The sequence below is a fragment of the Marinobacter sp. UBA3607 genome, from assembly GCF_002375525.1.
Lineage (GTDB): Bacteria > Pseudomonadota > Gammaproteobacteria > Pseudomonadales > Oleiphilaceae > Marinobacter > Marinobacter vinifirmus.
Genome location: NZ_DFLY01000025.1, coordinates 22223 through 40488, shown reverse-complemented (window position 1 = coordinate 40488; position 18266 = coordinate 22223). Strand labels below are relative to the sequence as shown.

The window sequence follows — 18266 nt, the reverse complement described above, 5'->3', positions numbered from 1 at the left end:
CCAAGGAACTAAGCCAAAAACCCCAAAGTGGCATTCGGATTGGACAAGGGGATTCCTAGACTGGAGATCAGCAAGTTGGCAACTGACAAATCCAACAGCCAACCACGGGGAATCCAATAACAGAGGTAAGACCAATGGCAATGTCCTTTTCACTCAAAACCATCATGGCCGCGGCCATGCTTGGCCTGGCCGGTTTCGCTATTGCGCACGGCAATGTCACACCACAGGAAGTGGACACGGGCAATCTGCCGGAGCTGGGCGATGACGTCCGCATTGAGAATCCGTTCCGTGAAGGCAATGAATTCGGCGAGTTCAACGCCCAGGCGGTCAAGGTCGGCGAGAGTGCCTACGCTGGTAACTGTGCCGCCTGCCACGGTATCCGGGCGATGTCCGGCGGCCTGACACCGGATCTTCGCGAGCTGACCGAATGGGATGACGAGTACTACATCGGGCGGGTAATGAATGGTACCGACCGGGGCATGCCGTCCTGGAAAAAGAGCATGGACCAGAACGCCATGTGGGCGATCCGCACCTATGTGGAATCCCTGCCCAAGCCAGAGTGATGAGCACGGCTTCTAGCAAAACGAACGCCTGAATTCGGGTCGGCCCTGTGCCGGCCCTTCGTCGTTGAGAGAAAAGGTGGGAGAAAACAATGAAAATACTGTCTCGAATGCTTGCCCTGCTGCTGTTTGCCCAGGTTGTCCTTGCCCAGGAGGTAAACGACGGAAACGAACTCCTCAACCGGCCTGCAGATCGCACCTACGACATCATTCTGGAGTCCGGCTATCTGAAAGTGGGCGTCTATGAGAATTTTCCACCTTATTCCTACCAGGTTGATGGTGAGCCCCGAGGCATCGATATCGAACTCGGCCGCCGGATTGCCGAGGAAATGGGTGTTGAGTTCAAGGTGCACTGGATTATCCCGGATGAAAACCTGGGAGACGACTTGCGCAACAACGTCTGGAAAGGCCACTACCTGGCCAAACAGCGGCTTTCCGATGTGATGCTGCGGGTGCCCTACGACAAGACCTACGCCTATATGCAGGATTCCACCGGCGAATACATCAACGAGCAGGTTGTGCTGTTCGGCCCTTACCAGCAGGAAACCTGGCAGATAGCCTACAACCCGGAAAAGCTTGACAGTGTCGAAACCGTGGCGGTGTTCCAGTACAACCCGATCGGCGTCGAGATCGATACCCTTCCCGACTTTTATCTGACTTCAGCGTTTGGCGGCCGTATGCGCGAACAGGTGCGCCACTTCCATAAGGTGGCCGAGGCATTCGAGGCAATGCGTAACGGTGAGGTCAGCGCGGTCATGGGTATGCGGTCGGAGATAGATCACGAACTTGCCAAGCCTCAAAACGGCGACTTCAAGGCTGCTGGCAATGGCTTCCCGGGCATCGGCAAGCAGGTCTGGGATGTAGGCATGGCGATCAAGCATACCCATCGGCAGCTGGGTTATGCCCTGGAGGCCATCGTCGACAGACTGGTGAAAACCGGAGAGATGAATGAGCTCATGGCCAGCCAGAATCTTCGCTACAGCGTGCCCGGTTACTACCGGGACTTTCTGGATGAGAAGGCCATTGCCCGGGCGGAAGGGGATCGCTGACCGTCCATTGAGGCCCCCTCGGGCGGTGAACTCTGGGAAGTAGTACTACCAAGTGATGAGGAAACCTGTTCCGGGGGGCAATTGTCGGTTTTGCCGCCAATGCGAAGAATCGTACCAGAGGCGGGAAAAGTTCCCGGTTCACCGAGAAATCGAAAACAAGAGACTTGGAGAGCGCAACCATGAGAACCAACAAGTTCGGGATTCGCATTGCGGCCAGTGCCCTGGCCCTGGCAGTTTCCTGCGGAGCCCATGCGGTAACCGACGAAGACATCCTCAACGATCACAAGACCCCGGAAGACATAGTCAGCTATGGCATGGGCACCCAGGGCCAGCGCTACAGCATTCTGGAAGACCTGAACACCGGCAACATTCAGTATCTGCAGCCGGCCTGGGCATTCTCCTTCGGCGGCGAGAAGCAGCGGGGCCAGGAATCCCAGCCGCTGATCAAGGATGGCGTCATGTATGTGACCGCCTCCTACTCGCGCATTTACGCAATTGATGCCAGAACCGGCGAGGAAATCTGGCAGTACGATGCCCGCCTGCCGGACGGCATCATGCCTTGCTGTGACGTGGTTAACCGGGGCGCTGCCATCTACGGTGACAAGGTGATTTTCGGAACCCTCGATGCCAAGCTGGTTGCCCTGAACAAGGACACCGGCAAGCCGATGTGGATCAAGAAAGTGGCCGATTACCAGGCCGGCTATGCGATCACTGCGGCTCCGATTGTCGTGAAGGGCAAGGTTATTACCGGTGTTTCCGGCGGTGAATTCGGTATTGTCGGCAAGGTTGAAGCCTACGACGCCAACACCGGCGATCTGGTCTGGACCCGGCCGACTGTCGAAGGCCACATGGGTTACGTCTACAAGGATGGCAAGAAGGTCGAGAACGGCATTTCCGGCGGCAAGGCAGGGGTAACCTGGCCCGGCGAAATGTGGAAGAACGGCGGTGCAGCAACCTGGCTGGGTGGCACCTATGATCCGGATACCGATTCCCTGTTCTTCGGTACCGGTAACCCGGCGCCCTGGAACTCGCATCTGCGCCCCGGCGATAACCTGTTCTCGTCATCCCGTCTGGCGATCGACCCGGACGATGGCAGCATCAAGTGGCACTTCCAGACCACCCCGAACGATGGCTGGGATTATGACGGCGTCAACGAGCTGATCTCCTTCGATTACGAAGAGAACGGCAAAACCGTCAAAGCGGCGGCGACTGCCGACCGTAACGGTTTCTTCTACGTTCTGAACCGGGAGAATGGCGACTTCATTCGTGGCTTCCCGTTCGTGGACAAGATCACCTGGGCCGAAGGCCTGGATCCGGAGACTGGTCGTCCGATCTTTGCCGACGGCGGTCGTCCCGGTAACCCGGCGGACCTCGACGGTAACAAGGGCGAGACGGTCGTGGCCCAGCCAGCCTTCCTGGGTGGCAAGAACTGGATGCCGATGGCCTTTAGCCAGGACACCGGTCTGTTCTATGTGCCGTCCAACGAATGGTCCATGGATATCTGGAACGAGCCAGTTTCCTATAAGAAAGGCGCGGCATTCCTGGGGGCAGGCTTCACCATCAAACCGGCCAACGACGAGTATATTGGCGTGCTGAGGGCCATGGATCCGAAAACCGGTGAAGAAGTCTGGCGCTATGAGAACCCGGCCCCGCTCTGGGGTGGCGTGATGACCACCGCAGGCAACCTGGTATTCACCGGTACTCCGGAAGGTTACCTGAAGGCGTTTGACGCCAAGACCGGGGAAGAGCTCTACCGCTTCAACACCGGTTCCGGCGTTGTCGGCACGCCGGTGACCTGGACCATGGACGGCGAGCAGTATGTCTCGGTTTCAACCGGCTGGGGCGGCGCGGTTCCGCTCTGGGGTGGTGAAGTGGCCAAGGTGGTCAAGGACTTCAACCAGGGTGGTACCGTCTGGACGTTCAAGCTGCCGAAGGATCGTGTTGCCGCTAAATAAGCTGAGTTGAGTGTCTCTTCGGGCTGCCTGCGGGTGGCCCTTTTTTTATCTTTGCGATTGCTGGCACCCCGGCATCTACTACCAAGGTACCAGTGGTTCCCCTCCAACGAATCATTCACGAATCAGCGTGTGGCGACTACATTGAATACGTAAACGCGAAAGGCCGCGTTGCCAAGCGACAAACACAACAAAGAGGTCAACGTCATGATCTACGCACAACCCGGTAAAGAAGGCTCCGTTGTTTCATTCAAATCCCGCTACGAGAACTACATTGGCGGTGAATGGGTAGCGCCGGTAAAAGGCCAGTATTTCGAAAATATCACGCCGGTCACCGGCGAGGTTTTCTGTGAAATTCCGCGTTCCAGCGCTGAAGACATCGAGCTGGCGCTGGACGCCGCCCACAAGGCCGCACCGGCCTGGGGCAAAACATCTCCTACAGAGCGTTCCAACATCCTGCTTAAAATTGCTGATCGTATCGAGGCCAATCTCGAAAAGCTGGCGGTGGCGGAGACCTGGGACAACGGCAAGGCCGTTCGTGAAACCCTGAATGCCGACATCCCGCTGGCGGCCGACCACTTCCGTTACTTCGCAGGCTGCCTGCGTGCCCAGGAAGGTCACATGGGTGAGATCGACCACAACACCGTAGCTTATCATTTCCATGAACCGCTGGGCGTGGTTGGTCAGATTATCCCCTGGAACTTCCCGCTGCTGATGGCGGCCTGGAAGCTGGGCCCATGCCTGGCCGCCGGTAACTGCACCGTGCTGAAACCCGCCGAGCAGACCCCGGCCAGCATCCTGGTGCTGATGGAAATCATTGGCGACTTGCTGCCGCCGGGCGTGCTCAACATTGTCAACGGCTACGGCATCGAAGCCGGCCAGGCCCTGGCCACCAGCAAGCGTATTGCCAAGATCGCCTTCACTGGCTCCACCCCGGTTGGCTCGCACATCCTCAAGTGTGCAGCCGAAAACATTATTCCGTCGACGGTTGAGCTGGGTGGCAAGTCCCCGAACATCTACTTCTCCGACGTGATGAAGGCTGAGCCGGAGTTTGTCGACAAGTGCGTGGAAGGCCTGGTGCTGGCGTTCTTCAACCAGGGCGAAGTCTGCACCTGCCCGTCACGGGCGCTGGTTCAGGAAGACATGTTCGAAGAGTTCATGCAGAAAGTGGTTGAGCGCACCAAGGCCATCAAGCGTGGCAACCCGCTGGATACCGACGTTCAGGTGGGTGCCCAGGCATCCAAGGAGCAGTTCGACAAGATCATGTCGTACATGGAAATTGGTCGTCAGGAAGGCGCGGTTGTGCTGACCGGCGGTGACCGCGAGCATCTGGAAGGCGAGTTCAACAACGGTTTCTACATCCAGCCGACCCTGTTCAAGGGCGACAACAAGATGCGGGTGTTCCAGGAAGAAATCTTTGGCCCGGTGGTGGGTGTCACCACCTTCAAAACCGAGGAAGAAGCCCTGGCCATCGCCAACGACACCGAGTTTGGTCTGGGTGCCGGCGTATGGACCCGCGACACCAACCTGGCGTACCGCATGGGCCGCAATATCCAGGCTGGTCGGGTCTGGATGAACTGCTATCACGCATACCCGGCGCACGCGGCCTTCGGTGGTTACAAGAAGTCCGGTGTCGGCCGCGAGACCCACAAGATGGCGCTGGAACACTATCAGCAGACCAAGTGTATGTTGACCAGCTACGACACCAACCCTCTCGGGTTCTTCTGATCTGCAAGCGGCAGTTGGGGCCCGCCCGCCTGGGCCCCGTTTCGTGTGAAAGCACAGGGACTGTGCATTTGTTGGGCCCGGCACCTGCCGGGCTGCTCTCCGGAGCACGGGATAGATCTACCAACCTCTTCAGGCCCCTCCCAGGGCCTTTTTTTTGTTCTCTGTTGTTAAAACGGTATACGCTACAGTGAGAATGGATCCACAAACTGTTTGTGTCTGGGGTTCGCCATCGTAAATCTGGCGTGTTCCTCGATAACTGATCTCTGGAGGGCAGATGTTCAAAGGTATTCTGATTGAAGGAAGTCGGGGCGATCAGCAGGTTTCTCTCAAATCCATTGATGAAGCACGGTTGCCGGAAGGCGATGTGACAGTGGATGTTGCGTACAGCACCCTGAACTACAAGGACGGTCTGGCTATTACCGGCCGTGCGCCCATCGCCAAGACCTATCCGATGGTTCCGGGTATTGACCTTGCTGGTGTGGTGACTGAATCGTCCAACCCCGACTTCAAGGCCGGAGACGAAGTGGTGCTCAATGGCTGGGGAGTGGGTGAGAAACACTGGGGCGGCCTGGCCCAGAAAGCCCGGCTTTCGGGTGACTGGCTGATCCCGCTGCAGGCGCCGTTCACGGCCCGCCAGGCCATGGCCATCGGCACCGCGGGTTACACCGCCATGCTGTGTGTCATCGCTCTGGAGAAACACGGCGTTAAGCCAGAATCCGGCGACATCCTGGTAACCGGTGCTACAGGTGGTGTTGGCAGCGTGGCGGTGGCCATTCTGGCCAAGCTGGGCTACTCGGTGACTGCGGTAACGGGCAGGCCGGAAGAGGAAGCTTACCTGAAATCCCTGGGCGCCAAACAGATTCTGGACCGGGCCGAATTGAGTGAGCCGGGCAAACCGCTGGCCCGGGAAACCTGGGCAGGTGCTGTGGATGTGGCCGGCGGCCAGGTACTGGCCAATGTTTGTGCGGGCATGAAGTATCACGGGGTAGTGGCCGCGTGTGGCCTGGCAGCCGGCATGGATCTTCCGGCAACCGTGGCTCCGTTCATCCTGCGTGGCGTGACCCTGTGTGGCATCGACAGTGTGATGGCCCCGAAAGCGGACCGGGTGTATGCCTGGAAGCGCCTGGCCGAGGATCTGTCTCCGGAACTGCTGGACAGCATGATCACCGAAGTGGCCTTTGATGATGCCATCGACGCCGCTGGCCGGCTGATGGATGGCAAGATTCGTGGTCGTATCGTAATCCCCGTGGCGGGCTGAATCAGGCCCCGACCGCATCCGTGGCCAGGATCCGTGCCTGTTTTTGCCGTTGTTTGTTGCGAACAATGGCATCCACGCACTGGTTCTGGTCACGCAATATCACCACACATTCCAGGCACTGGATGCACTCGTCATAGTCCACCCGACCATCCTTGCGAATGGCGTTAATGCCACACTCGTTCTTGCAGTGCTGGCAGGGCTGCCCGCAGCGTTTGACCCGTTCCAGCCAGCTGAACAGACGGAAGCGCCCCAGCACCGCCAGCCCTGCACCCAGCGGGCACAGGTAGCGGCAGTAGAACTTGTGGATGAACATGCCGATGGCCAGCAGGGCCAGGGCATAGACCACGAACGGCCAGTAACGCACAAAGTACAGGGTGATGCTGGTTTTGAATGGCTCAACCTCCGCTAACTGCTCCGCTAGCGTTAACGAATGGAAAGCGGTGCCAACCAGAATCAGCAGAATCGGGTATTTCAGTAATATCAGCCGGCGGTGCCACTGTTCCGGGACTCTGACCTGGCGCAACCCGAGCTTCTGGCCCAGCCAGGACAGCATTTCCTGTAGCGCCCCGAACGGACACAGCCAGCCGCAGAACAGCCCCCGCCCCCAGATAAAGAGAGTGACGAAGGTGTACGTCCAGAGAATGAAGATAATCGGATCCAGCAGGAACACGTTCAGGGAAAAACCGTCCCAAAGCGCCAGAAACAGCGTGTAGATGTTCACCACGGAAAGCTGGCCCTGGGCATAGAAGCCAATAAAGAACAGGGTGAAGAACAAAAAGCCCCACCGAAACCGGTGTACCAGTTTCGGGTAACGGGTCAGGGTTTTCTGGCGGGCAAAGAACACGGTTAATAAGGCCAGGCTTGTTACCAGCAGACTGATTTGCCACCAGCGCTCTTTCCACAGCCCTACCCAGACCGGCTCCCGGCCTTGTTGCGGGTCGGGTTCCAGCTCCACGGTTTCAAACAGCTCGCCGGCAAAGGTGACGGGCATGGTGAAGCGGGCGTTGTCGGATACCAGGTGGTTGCGCGGCAGCGACACGTCGAGGTGAAAACCCGCCTCAGCACCCGGGTTGAACCCGGCATTGCCGCCTACCCGGAACAGGTTCATGGCATCCATTGCTGGCGCCCCCTGCGCAGCGATGGCTTGTCCTGGCTCCAGCCAGTTCAGGTCGCGCATCTCGATGGCTAACTGGCCCTGGTTCAGGCCAATCCGGCTGGGAGTGCTGCCGGGTACAAAGTCCGGGCTGATATGAGGGTATACCCCGCGGGACATCACCAGCATCACCTTGCCCTGATCGGCCAGTCGTTCCCTGAAGGCGTTATAGGCCTGGTCTCCCAGTAGGTTCCGGCCCACCATGGGCGAGTTCATGTATGCGTAGTAAACCTCTGAAAAGGGTTCTCCGGATGCAGGTTCAAGATCCACCGGGTAGTCCGACAGAGGGCGCCCGAGTTCGGCCTCCACCGCCTCGGCAGACAGTGTGGCTTGGTGGATGTAACCGCGATCCAGCATCTGCTGCCAGGTCAGTGGCTCATAGAAGTCCTGCCGGGCTCTGGTTGGTGCTGCCTGGGAAAAGCCTTCCAGTTTGTTGCGTGCCACCTGTAGGGCAGATGACAGAACGCTGTCGTTGATGATCAGTACTGAGACAGTCGCTTTGCTGACGCCGTCGAAATACACCTGATTGCCACTGTTGTTACGGGCAGAGCGGCTTGAGGCCTGGACAATGATCTGCTCGGTCAGGGAGCGTCCTTCGTACTGGTCGACAAACTCGGTTAGCGGCCCTTCCCCAAGGCCATGGAGGAAGACCGGCTCGTGATGGTGGAGTACTTTTACTCCGGTGAACCGGCCTTTGGTGTCCAGCCCGATCATCATGGTGATGGGTTTACCGGCGAAGCCCTGAAGTTTCACGAAATCGGTGGAAACGTAGGCGTAGCCTAGAAGTTCCTGTAGTTGATACACCGGGTATACCGGAAAATCGGGCAGTTTGTCCTCAATCACCGTGGCGGAGGGGAACAGGTCCTGGATGACGGCTCGGGTTTCTTCCGGCGGCTCTGTGGCGTGGCTGTGGGAAGACAACACCAGCAGGATCATAAGCAACACGCGCCCGACCATGAGACTTCTCCTGACATTATTATTGTATCTGTCACATGTTAGGAGCCTGCCGGATAGCCTCAATAGAACCTCCGGGCCAAAGCGCTGCTACTTTAAGGCGGGCGAAAACAGTTCCAAAGTACCATATGGTTGCCCGACCTCTGTCATTAGCATGAAACCGTACCCTTGGCTTTTGCACGGGTGCCGATACATGCAACGCACTAATAATCATGACAAGAGGTGAACATCATGTGGACCAAGCCAGCTTATGAAGACCTTCGCATCGGTTTCGAAGTAACCATGTACTTTGCCAACCGCTGAGAGCACAGACAGCCAGCTCCGTGCTGGCTGTCTGATTTCTGCCCAGGAGGTCTCCCATGCAGATTCGAATTCTGGGTTCCGGGGCGGGCGGCGGTTTTCCCCAGTGGAACTGTAATTGCCGGAATTGTTCCGGTTTCCGCAACGGCACTCTCAAGGCCCGCGCCCGTACCCAGTCATCCATTGCCATCAGTGAAGACGGCGAGTACTGGATTCTGTTCAACGCATCGCCGGACATCCGTGCACAGCTGGCAGACTTTCCCGCCATGCAGCCGGCCCGGGCACTCCGGGACACCGGTATCTCTGCCATTGTTCTGATGGATAGCCAGGTGGACCACACCACCGGCCTGCTATCCCTCCGCGAGGGGCTGCCACTGGACATCTGGTGCACAGCCCAGGTGCGCGATGACCTGAGCAGCGGTTTTCCCTTGTTCAAGATGCTCCAGCACTGGAATGGTGGGTTGAACTGGTGCGAAATTAACCCGTCCGAACAGCAACCGTTCAGTATTCCATGTGCTCCGTCGATCGAACTGACGGCCATTCCACTGCTCAGCAATGCGCCGCCTTACTCACCAAGGCGTGATAATCCGCATCCGGGGGACAACATCGGGCTGTTCATCCGAGACCGGGTGCGCAACCAGTCCCTGTTGTACGCTCCGGGCCTTGGCCAGCCGGATGAGCGTATCCGGGCCTGGATGCAGCGGGCGGATGTTTTGCTCGTAGATGGCACCGTGTGGCACGACGATGAAATGATCCGGCAGGAGGTGGGAACCCGTACCGGCCAGCAAATGGGACACCTGGCCCAGGCCGGCGAAGGCGGTATGATCGAGCTGCTCGACAGTCTGCCAGCCAGCCGCAAGATACTTATTCACATCAACAATACCAATCCGATCCTGGACGAAGACTCACCCGAGCGTGCCTATCTGGCTGCCCACGGTATCGAAGTGTCCTGGGATGGTATGCACATTGATCTGTGAGGTTGCCATGAACGCCAGAGCCAATACTCCGCTAAACCGCACAGACTTTGAGCAGGCGTTGCGGGCAAAAGGGGCTTACTACCACATCCATCATCCCTTTCACCGGGCCATGTACGGTGGTGATTGCTCGCCAGAACAAATCCGTGGCTGGGTCGCCAATCGTTATTACTACCAGATTAAGATTCCCCAGAAAGACGCCGCCATTATGGCGAACTGCCCGGATGCCTCGGTGCGCCGGCTGTGGTTGCAGCGGATTCTGGACCATGATGGCCATAGTGATGACGCCGGCGGCATCGAGGCCTGGTTGTTGCTGGCGGAAGCCGTAGGCCTCAGCCGTGAGGAAGTCGTTGACCAGCGCCATGTGCTGCCGGGCGTGCGGTTTGCGGTGGATGCCTATCTCAACTTTGCCCGCCGTGCCAGCTGGCAGGAGGCCGCGTGTTCGTCACTGACCGAACTGTTTGCGCCGGAGATCCACCAGTCCCGGCTGGACAGCTGGCCGGATCACTACCCGTGGATTGAGGCGGATGGATATCGCTACTTCCGCAAACGCCTGTCGGAAGCTCGTCGTGACGTGGAACACGGGCTCTCGATTACCCTTGATCATTTTGTTACCGAGACGCAGCAACACCGGGCCCTGGAAATCCTGCAATTCAAACTGGATATTCTGTGGACCATGCTGGATGCCATGTCGATGGCCTATGTACACAATACGCCCCCGTACCACACAGTCACCGGTGAGCAGGTCTGGCACCGGGGCTTGTAAGGAGAGTGCCATGGAAACCATTCCAAGATTGCGCCGTGGCTTCCGGTTCCAGTGGGAGCCTGCCCAGCAGAGCCATGTGTTGTTGTATCCGGAAGGCATGGTCAAGCTCAATGACAGTGCCGGTGCGATTCTGGCCGAGGTGGATGGTGTGAAATCCCGGGCCGATATTGTGGCTGCGCTGGAAGCACGGTTCCCCGATGCGGGGGCTTTGTCGGACGACGTCTTCGCCTTCCTGGATGAGGCGAGCCGCCAACACTGGATCGAGTGGCTATGACAACTTCCCATACTGACCATAAGATCGGCCCGCCCCTGTGGCTGCTGGCGGAACTGACCTACCGTTGCCCGCTGCAATGTCCCTATTGCTCAAACCCACTGGATTATGCCAGTCAGGAGCAGGAACTCTCCACCCAGCAGTGGCTGGATGTCTTGCAGCAAGGGCGTGCCCTGGGGGCGGCCCAGCTCGGTTTTTCCGGCGGTGAGCCGCTGGTTCGCCAGGATTTGCCGGAGCTTATTGGCGGCGCCCGGGAGCTTGGTTACTACACTAACCTGATCACTTCTGGCCTCGGATTGACCGAAACCAAGGTGAAGGCGTTCGCCGATGCCGGGCTGGATCATATCCAGGTCAGCTTCCAGGCCTCCGACCCGGAACTGAACAACGCAGTAGCAGGTTCCCGTAAAGCCTTCCAACAGAAGCTGGCCATGGCCCGTGCCGTCAAGGAAGCCGGTTATCCGATGGTGCTGAACTTTGTGATCCACCGGCACAATATCCACCAGATGACGGATATTCTGGCCCTGTGCGAGAACCTCGGGGCAGACTATGTAGAACTTGCCACTTGCCAGTATTACGGCTGGGCTTTTGCTAACCGGGAGGGGTTGATGCCATCCCGGGCTCAGCTGGCGGAAGCAGAAACCCGGGTAAACCGTTACCGGGCAGAGTTGGTCGAGCGGGACCACCCCATGAAAGTGATCTTCGTGACGCCGGATTATTATGAGGAGCGCCCCAAAGCCTGCATGAACGGCTGGGGTAGCCTGTTTCTCACGGTGGCTCCGGACGGTACCGCCTTGCCCTGCCATAGCGCCCGTTTGCTGCCCATTGAGTTTCCGAATGTAACGCAGGCCTCGCTGGAAGATATCTGGTACCGAAGCCCGGGGTTTAACCACTACCGTGGTGACGGCTGGATGCCCGAGCCCTGCCGTTCCTGTGACGAGAAAGACAAGGATTTTGGTGGCTGCCGCTGCCAGGCTTACCTGCTCACCGGCAACGCGGATAATGCTGACCCGGTTTGCGCCAAGTCGCCTCAACATGACCGGATCCTGGCCGCCCGCACCGCGGCCGACCATGCCACTGCAGGGCTGGAAGATCTCACCTACCGAAATGCCCGCAATTCCCGTGTGTTCTGCCGAAGCTGAACCGTTGTCCGCCCAGGAAGCCTGCCGGGCACTTCAGCAGTGCGCGGAACTTCAGGTGTCTGGAGGTTCTGTGTTCTGGCTGGCCTCCGAGCCTGAAGCCGGTGGCACGGCGCTCTGGTGTTATAGCCGGCAAGGTAGCCGAAGGCTCGATACCGGAGGTAGTGTTCGCAGCCGCCTGAATAGCTATGGCGGTGGCGCCTATGCGGTGATGGACGGCGTCGTATGCTGGATATCCGAGGACCAGCATCTCTGGGTTATGGATCTCGATAACGGCCATAGACGCAAGCTTGTGGGCACTCGAGGAGCTGTCTGGGGTGGAGTGGTGGCAGATTCACTGCGCAACCGCTGGCTCGCTGTTCGTGAGTGCCACGGCCGGCAGGCATTGGTGGCGATCGATCCCGATGGAAGGTTATCGGTGCTGCATGACCATTTTGACTTCTACGGTGCGCCGACGGTTTCCTGCGATGGCCGTGAGCTGGCCTGGGTCAGCTGGATGCTGCCAGATATGCCCTGGGATCAGTCCTTTCTGTGCACCGCCGTTGTTGGGGGCCATGGCGACCTGCCCCGCGTTGTCAGCGCAGCACCTCCCGGTGGCGGGTCTGTCCAGCAACCTCAGTATGCGGGTAATCAGCTTTGGGTGATCTCTGATCACCGGGGGTGGTGGCAGCCGTTTTGTATCGGGCAGGCAAACGGGCAGTTTTTGTGGCAGCCTGGTAGTACGGCGGAAGCAGACCATGCCAATGCTCCCTGGCAGCTGGGTGAGCGCCATGCCTGCCGGCTACCGTCAGGCTGGGCCAGGGTTCGGTACCGGAACGGAATTGCTGAGCTCTGGCTTGAGCGTGAGGGTGGCCAGCAACGGGTTGCCGAAAGGTTCAGTGATTTTCGTTCATTGGCAAGGCTGGAAAACGACCTTCTGTGCATTGCCCGCAGTCCGGACCGTACCGACAGCATACTGCGGATTTGTCCGGCAACCGGGCATTTCGAGGTTTTGTTTGGCGGCCAGCGGCCATGGACAGAGAGAGTCCCTGTGTCGCCGGAAAGCATCGTGGTGCCCGCTGGCCAGGACAGCCGGTATGCATTGCAGGGCTTTTTCTATCCACCCTCCGGCGCGTCCCTGAACCGAAACGGGGGCAAACCACCTTTGATCCTGATCGCCCATGGTGGGCCCACCTCTGCAGCCTATGCCATTTTCAATCCACAGATTCAGTACTGGTGCCAGCGAGGCTTTGCGGTAGCCGAAGTGAACTACACCGGCAGCACCGGATTTGGCCGGGCTTTTCGCCAGGCCCTTGCTGGCCAGTGGGGCCTGGCAGACGTGGCGGACATGTTCCGGATGGCGGATTACCTGGTTGACCGGGGGCGGGCAGATCCGCAGCGCTTGTTTATTCAGGGGCGCAGCTCCGGTGGTTATACTGCGTTGATGGCTGCCATGGCGCCCGGGAGCAGGCTCAGCGGCCTGGCCAGCCTTTACGGGGTAACCGATCCGTTGCGGTTGCGGGAATCTACCCACCGGTTTGAATCCGGCTATCTGGACTGGCTGCTGGGGCCGGCGGGAGAGGGTGGCGTGTATTGGCGGCAGAAAACGCCCCAGCGGATGGCTGAGCGCATTTCATGCCCGGCCATCTTCTTTCAGGGCGGGCAGGATCCTGTTGTGGTGCCGGAACAAACCCGGAGCATGGTAAACGCCATGCGAAAGGTCGGGAAGCCGGCGCAGCTGGTATGGTTTGAGCATGAAGCCCATGGCTTCCGGTGTTCAGGTAACCAGGCGCAGATGCTTGACCGGCTTTGGTGTTTCTACTCTAAACCAAATGCTCAATGAAGCACTTCGAAACATGAGTTAGTATGTCAGCAATTCCTATAACAACAAGCTGGTTGCATCAGACGCCTTATGAGCTACGACATATCTGCACTGCGTAAGTTTGTCTCGCCGGAAATTGTTTTCGGCGCCGGTTCCCGTCGTTCTGTGGCTAACTTCGCCAGTAACTTCGGTGCCCGCCATGTCTTTCTTGTGTCGGACCCCGGTGTGTCGGAAGCTGGCTGGGTAGGAGAGATTGAAACACTGCTGCTGGATGCAGGCCTGCGCTGCACCACCTTCACGGATATTTCTCCTAACCCCAAGGTTGACGAAGTTATGGCCGGCGCCGAGCTGTACCGGTCCAGCGAGTGCGATGTCATTGTGGCTATTGGTGGCGGCAGTCCGATGGACTGTGCCAAGGGCATCGGCATTGTGGCCACTCACGGCCGGCATATTCTGGAATTTGAAGGGGTGGACACCATTACCAATCCCCCTCCACCGATGATTCTGATTCCCACCACTGCGGGCACATCGGCAGACGTTTCACAGTTTGCGATCATTTCTGACCCTGGCCGGCGCTTCAAATTTTCTATTATCAGCAAGGCGGTGGTACCTGATGTTTCGTTGATTGACCCGGAAGTCACTGAAACCATGGGGGCCTATCTTACCGCCTGCACCGGTGTCGATGCCCTGGTGCACGCTATCGAGGCCTTTGTATCCACCGGCAGCGGGCCGCTCACCGATACCCACGCCCTGGAGGCCATCCGGCTGATTAACCGTAACCTGGAGCCTTTGGTGGCCAATCCGGCAGACCCGGTGTTGCGGGAACAGATTATGCTGGCTTCGATGCAGGCCGGGCTGGCTTTCTCGAACGCCATTCTCGGGGCTGTGCATGCCATGTCCCACAGCCTGGGCGGCTTCCTGGATTTGCCCCATGGCCTTTGCAATGCCTTGTTGCTGGAGCATGTGGTGGCCTACAACTTCCCGTCGACTGAGGATCGTTTCCGCCGTGTTGCAGAGGCTATGGATATTGATACCCGTGGAATGAGTAATGCCCACGTGAAAAAACGCTTGATGGAGAGGATTGTCCTACTCAAGCGGAAAGTGGGACTGGAGGCCAGGCTAAAGGAATTGGGCGTAACCAGCTCAGACATCCCCTACCTGTCTGGTTATGCCCTGAAGGACCCGTGCATTCTGACCAACCCCCGAAAATCTTCTCTGCGGGACGTTCAGGTGGTTTATGAAGAAGCCCTCTGACCCCGGCGAAAACGGGTATGGTATTGGCGACCTGCTTGGGCTGGGTAGTCAGTCTGTACGTAAGAACTATTACCCGGCGCTGCAGGATCGGATAGAAGAGCTGGAACAGGAGCGTAACCGTTACAAGTGGCTGTTTGAAAACGCGCTGCATGGGATTTTCCAGGCCGACCTCAGAGGTGGTTTTGTGGCGTGCAACCCGGCCATGGCTCGTATCTGCGGCTATGACAGCCCAGAGCAGCTCAGGGCCCGGGTAATCCGGCTTCGGGAACAGCTGTTTTGCAGCTCCTCAGAGTTTGATGCAATTCGCCAGGCCTTGCTCGATGAAGGAAGTTTGAATGCCCGTGAAACCCGGTTCCAGCGCTCAGACCAGACTCCCGTGCATGTGGCGGTTACCTTGCTGCGCCGGCCGGATCTGGGGCCGGAGGTAGTTGAAGCCTTTGTTGCCGACATTACCGACCGCGTGCAGGCTCGGCAGAAGCTTGAACAGTTGAATGCGGAACTTGAGCGCAGGGTTGAAGAGCGCACCGAAGAGCTTCAGAACGCCAATCGCAGCAAAGACAAGTATCTTGCCGCAGCCAGCCATGACCTGTTACAGCCGCTGAATGCAGCTCGGCTGATGATTTCGGCCCTGCAGGACAGCCATTTGCCTGATAAAGAAGGGCGGATGGTGGAACAGGTTCACCGTGCGCTGGAAGGGGCGGAGGATCTGCTGGCAGATCTGCTGGACATTTCAAAGCTTGACCAGCAAGCCATGAAGCCGGACTTGGTGTATACCGATATGGATGCGCTGGTGAGAGGGCTCGGGGCCGAGTTTGAAGCCGTTGCCGAGAACGCCGGACTGGATTTTCGGGTGCGTTCATTACCTGCCATGGTACAGACTGACCAGCGTATGTTGACCCGAATCATCCGGAATCTTCTCAGCAATGCGTTCCGATACACCCGGACGGGCGGCGTGCTGTTGGCCCTGCGCCGCCGTGCAGATACCCTGAAGGTAGAGGTATGGGATACCGGCGTCGGAATAGAACCGGCCAAGCTGCGGGATGTTTTCAGAGAGTTTCACCAGATCGTTCCTCACGGTTCCGGTGGCCGGCAGGGTGTAGGGCTTGGGCTTGCCATTGTGGAACGTATGGTAAGGGTCCTGGACTACCGCATTGATGTGGCATCGAGGCCAGATACCGGTTCGCGCTTCACCCTGACACTTCCCCTCGCTTCAGCTCCTAGCCTGCAGGCCTGGTTTCGGCCGGTCATACCGGAGCCTCCCGGTAATGGTTTTGACGGAGTGTCTGTGCTTGTTATAGACAATGAGCCTGCGGTCCTCGAGAGCATGCAGGCGCTGCTGGAACGCTGGGGATGCAGGGTAATGACGGCCACCAGCCGGGTTCAGGCGTTGGAACGGCTTGCACAGGATGGTGGTCGCCCTGACGCACTTCTGGTCGATTACCACCTTGATCATGATTTGACCGGATTCGATGCAATTTACGGGGTTCGCAAGTATCTGAAAGCCGATATCCCTGCCGCAGTGATAACTGCAGACCGGAGTGACGAAGCCCGCTCGTTGCTTAGGGCCCAGTATCTTCCCGCACTGAATAAACCTGTCAAACCCAACCGGTTACGGGCTCTGCTAACCAGCCTTCTCGCAACGGGTACTGTCTGACAGGCGACAATATTTGAGTTACCGTTGCAGGAGCAAACGGAATACCTACAGGAGAAACCGGTGACCGACTACAGAACCGAACAGGACAGTCTGGGCGAAGTGGCAGTACCCGCAGAGGCCCTCTGGGGCGCCCAGACCCAAAGGGCCATCGACAACTTTCCGGTCAGCGGCCAGCCCATGCCGGCCGATTTCATCAAGGCGGTGGTACTGGTGAAGTGGTCTGCCGCCCAGGCTAATGCTTCCCTGGGCTTGCTGGATGCGCCCTGTCGGGATGCCATTGTGCAGGCCTGCGGTCGGCTGAGCATGGGCGAGTTTGCTGACCAGTTTCCGGTTGACCGCTACCAGACCGGGTCCGGCACCAGTACCAATATGAACGTGAACGAAGTGGTAGCCGCCATCGCCCGCCAGCAGGGCGTGGATGTGCATCCCAATGATCACGTGAACATGAGCCAGAGCTCGAACGATGTGATCCCCACGGCCATTCACATCAGCTCGGTGCTGGCGGTAAAGAACAAGTTGTTGCCAGCCATCTCGCACCTTCGCGGGGTGATTTACCAGCGCGAGGGTGAGCTGGCAGGGCAGGTGAAAACCGGCAGAACCCACCTGATGGATGCCATGCCCGTTACCCTCGGCCAGGAACTGAAAACCTGGCGGGAACAGCTGGCAGCAGTTGAAAAGCGGCTTGAAGCGGCGATGGACGAGCTGGCAGACCTGCCCCAGGGGGGCACGGCGGTCGGCACCGGGGTGAATGCCGCTTCCGAGTTTGCCGGGCAGTTCATCAAGTTCCTCAAGATAAACAGTGGCTACAGTTTTCGATCCCTCAACCACAAGTTCGTAGCCCAGAGTGCGGTGGATGCGCCGGTGGCGCTGTCGGCCCAGCTCAGAGGGCTTGCGGTGGTGCTGACCAAGATCGCCAACGATCTGCGCTGGATGAACAGCGGCCCCATACATGGCCTATCAGAGATCAGCTTGCCGGCGCTGCAGCCGGGCAGCAGCATCATGCCCGGCAAGGTGAACCCGGTTATTCCGGAGTCGGTGGCCATGGTTGGAGCCCAGGTAATGGGGCTGGATAACGCCGTGGCCATGGCGGGCCAGTCCGGCAATTTCCAGCTGAACGTGATGCTGCCGCTGGTGGGCGCCAACCTGCTGGATATGGTCGGCTTGCTGGCCAATGCCACAACCATGCTGGCCGACAAGGCCATTCAGGGCTTTGCGGTCAATGCCGATAACCTGAATGCCGGTGTGGGGCGCAACCCGGTGCTGGTGACGGCCCTGAACCCGGAGATCGGCTATGCCCTGGCGGCGGACATTGCCAAGGAAGCCTACCGCACAGGCCGGCCGGTGATTGATGTGGCGGAAGAACGCAGTGGCTTGAGCCGTCAGCGTTTGGAAGAGCTGATGGATCCGCTCAAGCTGACCCGTGGAGGGCTCGCCTGAGCCAGTCCCGCCGGAGGTA

The 18266-nt window shown here is 58.6% G+C and carries 15 protein-coding genes; 14 read left to right on the top strand and 1 reads right to left on the bottom strand.

What is annotated here, in order from left to right; translation table 11 throughout:
* Positions 1-134: 134 nt before the first annotated feature.
* From pedF to B2589_RS09475, 5 genes are all read left to right on the top strand, one after another.
* Entirely contained in the window at positions 135-563 is a 429-nt protein-coding gene (pedF, locus tag B2589_RS09495) for a cytochrome c-550 PedF (RefSeq protein ID WP_064229926.1), read from the top strand.
* Between the two features lie 89 nt (positions 564-652).
* Positions 653-1609 (top strand): substrate-binding periplasmic protein, encoded by a 957-nt coding sequence (locus tag B2589_RS09490; protein WP_286816402.1) that lies wholly within the window; start codon positions 653-655, stop codon positions 1607-1609.
* Between the two features lie 179 nt (positions 1610-1788).
* Positions 1789-3564: a PQQ-dependent methanol/ethanol family dehydrogenase gene (locus tag B2589_RS09485; protein WP_286816401.1), complete on the top strand. Its 1776-nt coding sequence runs from the start codon at positions 1789-1791 to the stop codon at positions 3562-3564.
* 204 nt (positions 3565-3768) lie between these two features.
* A complete protein-coding gene (locus tag B2589_RS09480; protein ID WP_286816400.1) occupies positions 3769-5289 on the top strand; it encodes an aldehyde dehydrogenase family protein in 1521 nt (506 codons plus the stop codon).
* Between the two features lie 274 nt (positions 5290-5563).
* The gene (locus B2589_RS09475; RefSeq protein ID WP_094625453.1) at positions 5564-6547 is read left to right on the top strand and encodes an MDR family oxidoreductase; all 984 of its coding nucleotides are present in this window, start codon (positions 5564-5566) and stop codon (positions 6545-6547) included.
* Between the two features lies 1 nt (position 6548).
* Here the strand turns inward: B2589_RS09475 and B2589_RS09470 are convergent, their stop codons facing one another.
* The gene (locus tag B2589_RS09470; protein ID WP_286816398.1) at positions 6549-8657 is read right to left on the bottom strand and encodes a NosR/NirI family protein; all 2109 of its coding nucleotides are present in this window, start codon (positions 8655-8657) and stop codon (positions 6549-6551) included.
* A gap of 228 nt (positions 8658-8885) precedes the next feature.
* Here B2589_RS09470 and pqqA point away from each other — a divergent pair, with 228 nt between their 5' ends.
* The 9 genes from pqqA (at position 8886) to B2589_RS09425 (ending at position 18247) form a co-directional block, all read left to right on the top strand.
* Positions 8886-8957, top strand: coding sequence for a pyrroloquinoline quinone precursor peptide PqqA (gene pqqA / locus B2589_RS09465; RefSeq protein ID WP_007153157.1), 72 nt, complete (start codon positions 8886-8888; stop codon positions 8955-8957).
* Positions 8958-9013: 56 nt separating this feature from the next.
* On the top strand, positions 9014-9931 hold the full coding sequence (pqqB, locus tag B2589_RS09460) for a pyrroloquinoline quinone biosynthesis protein PqqB (protein ID WP_058341834.1): 918 nt from the start codon (positions 9014-9016) through the stop codon (positions 9929-9931).
* 7 nt (positions 9932-9938) lie between these two features.
* Positions 9939-10694: a pyrroloquinoline-quinone synthase PqqC gene (gene pqqC, locus B2589_RS09455; protein WP_094625479.1), complete on the top strand. Its 756-nt coding sequence runs from the start codon at positions 9939-9941 to the stop codon at positions 10692-10694.
* Positions 10695-10704: 10 nt separating this feature from the next.
* Positions 10705-10968 (top strand): pyrroloquinoline quinone biosynthesis peptide chaperone PqqD, encoded by a 264-nt coding sequence (pqqD, locus tag B2589_RS09450; protein ID WP_058341833.1) that lies wholly within the window; start codon positions 10705-10707, stop codon positions 10966-10968.
* Positions 10965-12104 (top strand): pyrroloquinoline quinone biosynthesis protein PqqE, encoded by a 1140-nt coding sequence (pqqE, locus tag B2589_RS09445; protein ID WP_094625456.1) that lies wholly within the window; start codon positions 10965-10967, stop codon positions 12102-12104. The genes pqqD and pqqE overlap by 4 nt, the downstream gene beginning before the upstream one ends.
* Positions 12105-12159: 55 nt before the next feature.
* On the top strand, positions 12160-13923 hold the full coding sequence (locus tag B2589_RS09440; RefSeq protein WP_286816396.1) for a S9 family peptidase: 1764 nt from the start codon (positions 12160-12162) through the stop codon (positions 13921-13923).
* Positions 13924-13992: 69 nt separating this feature from the next.
* A complete protein-coding gene (gene ercA, locus B2589_RS09435) occupies positions 13993-15156 on the top strand; it encodes an alcohol dehydrogenase-like regulatory protein ErcA (RefSeq protein WP_058341831.1) in 1164 nt (387 codons plus the stop codon).
* Positions 15140-16810, top strand: coding sequence for a hybrid sensor histidine kinase/response regulator (locus B2589_RS09430; protein ID WP_286816394.1), 1671 nt, complete (start codon positions 15140-15142; stop codon positions 16808-16810). The genes ercA and B2589_RS09430 overlap by 17 nt, the downstream gene beginning before the upstream one ends.
* 60 nt (positions 16811-16870) lie before the next feature.
* On the top strand, positions 16871-18247 hold the full coding sequence (locus B2589_RS09425) for a class II fumarate hydratase (protein WP_286816393.1): 1377 nt from the start codon (positions 16871-16873) through the stop codon (positions 18245-18247).
* Positions 18248-18266 lie beyond the last annotated feature (19 nt).

What these genes read in the sequence shown, in the direction of transcription:
- pedF (WP_064229926.1), top strand. Translation starts at nt 135, where the DNA reads ATGGCAATGTCCTTTTCACTCAAAACCATCATGGCCGCGGCCATGCTT.
- B2589_RS09490 (WP_286816402.1), top strand. Translation starts at nt 653, where the DNA reads ATGAAAATACTGTCTCGAATGCTTGCCCTGCTGCTGTTTGCCCAGGTT.
- B2589_RS09485 (WP_286816401.1), top strand. Translation starts at nt 1,789, where the DNA reads ATGAGAACCAACAAGTTCGGGATTCGCATTGCGGCCAGTGCCCTGGCC.
- B2589_RS09480 (WP_286816400.1), top strand. Translation starts at nt 3,769, where the DNA reads ATGATCTACGCACAACCCGGTAAAGAAGGCTCCGTTGTTTCATTCAAA.
- B2589_RS09475 (WP_094625453.1), top strand. Translation starts at nt 5,564, where the DNA reads ATGTTCAAAGGTATTCTGATTGAAGGAAGTCGGGGCGATCAGCAGGTT.
- B2589_RS09470 (WP_286816398.1), bottom strand. Translation starts at nt 8,657, where the DNA reads ATGGTCGGGCGCGTGTTGCTTATGATCCTGCTGGTGTTGTCTTCCCAC.
- pqqB (WP_058341834.1), top strand. Translation starts at nt 9,014, where the DNA reads ATGCAGATTCGAATTCTGGGTTCCGGGGCGGGCGGCGGTTTTCCCCAG.
- pqqC (WP_094625479.1), top strand. Translation starts at nt 9,939, where the DNA reads ATGAACGCCAGAGCCAATACTCCGCTAAACCGCACAGACTTTGAGCAG.
- pqqD (WP_058341833.1), top strand. Translation starts at nt 10,705, where the DNA reads ATGGAAACCATTCCAAGATTGCGCCGTGGCTTCCGGTTCCAGTGGGAG.
- pqqE (WP_094625456.1), top strand. Translation starts at nt 10,965, where the DNA reads ATGACAACTTCCCATACTGACCATAAGATCGGCCCGCCCCTGTGGCTG.
- ercA (WP_058341831.1), top strand. Translation starts at nt 13,993, where the DNA reads ATGAGCTACGACATATCTGCACTGCGTAAGTTTGTCTCGCCGGAAATT.
- B2589_RS09430 (WP_286816394.1), top strand. Translation starts at nt 15,140, where the DNA reads ATGAAGAAGCCCTCTGACCCCGGCGAAAACGGGTATGGTATTGGCGAC.